We start from the raw sequence: 1,427 nt of genomic DNA on the forward strand, positions 1-1,427 counted from the left end.
CGCGCGCGGGGCGCCACGGTTTTCGCCTATCAGGTGCGTGACCCCGAACGCTACGGGGTCGTGACCTTCGCGGCCGATGGCACGGCGCTGGACATTGTGGAAAAACCCGCGCGCCCCCCCTCGAACTGGGCCGTGACCGGGCTTTACTTCTATGACGGACGGGTGCGGGAACTGGCGGCCAGCCTGCGCCCCTCCGCCCGGGGGGAACTGGAAATCACCGATCTCAACCGCCTTTATCTGGCGCAGGACGCCCTGTATGTCGAACGTCTCGGCCGGGGGTGCGCATGGCTGGATGCCGGCATGCCGGACAGCCTCATGCTGGCGGGATCATTTGTGCAGACCGTGCAGTCACGTCAGGGCATGCTGGTCGGATCACCGGAGGAAGCGGCCTTTCTCATGGGCTATATCGATGCCGGGCAGCTACGCGCGCTGGCCGGACGCATGGGGCGGACCGCGCTGGGCCAGACGCTGCTGGGCATCGCGGACGGATAGCGGCTGCCAGCGCTACCCCCGCGCGCGCCGGTCGCACATGTGCCGCCAGATGTTGCACCCCGCCATACAGAAACAGCCCGCCGTCACCACCACGGCCAGGGGGGCCGGGCTGTGAAAGTACATGGCCCAGGATGAAGCCACTCCCGGCGGCAAGGGAGAACTGGATCGTCCCCATGAGCGCCGAGGCGCTGCCAAGCTGGTGCCCGTGGTGGGTAAAGGCCATGACCGTGGCGTTGGGGCCGATGAAGCCGAGTGAACCGGTAATGCCCGTAACCAGCGCGCAGACCAGTAACGGATGCGCCGGCCCCGCCACCCCGGCCAGCGACAGGCCAAGACAGGACAGGGCGACGATCAGGCTGCACGCGATCCCGCCATCCAGCAGGCGCGACAGGTCCACCCTGTGCACCAGCAGGCCGTTAAGCTGCGCGCAGGCGATGAACATTCCGGCGTTCAGGCCAAAGAACGCCCCGAACTCACCGGGCGTGAAATGCAGCAGGTGCTCGAACACCACCGGGGCCGAGGTGATGTAGGCGAACATGACAAAGGAGGAAAAACTGTTGATCAGCGCGCTGGACATGAACACCGGCTCACGCACCAGCCCGGCATAGCGGCCGATCATGCCCGGCATGGAAAACGCGATGCGCTTTCCCACCGGCATGGTGTCGGGCAGGCAGGCCAGCACCGCCACCAGCGCCAGCGCGCCGTACCCCACCGCCATGCCGAAAATCCAGCGCCAGTGGCCAAAGGAAAGCACCAGACTCCCCAGCGAGGGCGCGAGAATGGGCATGACCCCGAAAACCAGCATGAGCTGCGACATGATCCGCACGCACGCGGCCCCGCTCGCCACATCGCGCACGATGGCGCGCGGAATCACCGCGCAGGCCGCACCACCCAGCGCCGCGATGAAGCGGCACAGGCAGAACAGGTCGAACCCG

At 67.1% G+C, this 1,427-nt stretch carries 2 protein-coding genes; one reads left to right on the top strand and one right to left on the bottom strand.

All coding sequences use genetic code 11. From position 1 onward, the window contains the following. Nucleotides 1-492 (top strand): sugar nucleotidyltransferase (locus JCM25156_RS16540; protein WP_025813987.1); only part of this gene is annotated, 492 nt, incomplete at its 5' end. Here JCM25156_RS16540 and JCM25156_RS25555 read toward each other — a convergent pair. Continuing rightward, the coding region (locus JCM25156_RS25555; RefSeq protein WP_407637131.1) for an MFS transporter at nucleotides 395-1,427 on the bottom strand (1,033 nt) is incomplete at its 5' end. The genes JCM25156_RS16540 and JCM25156_RS25555 overlap by 98 nt on opposite strands.

Source organism: Komagataeibacter kakiaceti JCM 25156 (genome assembly GCF_000613305.1).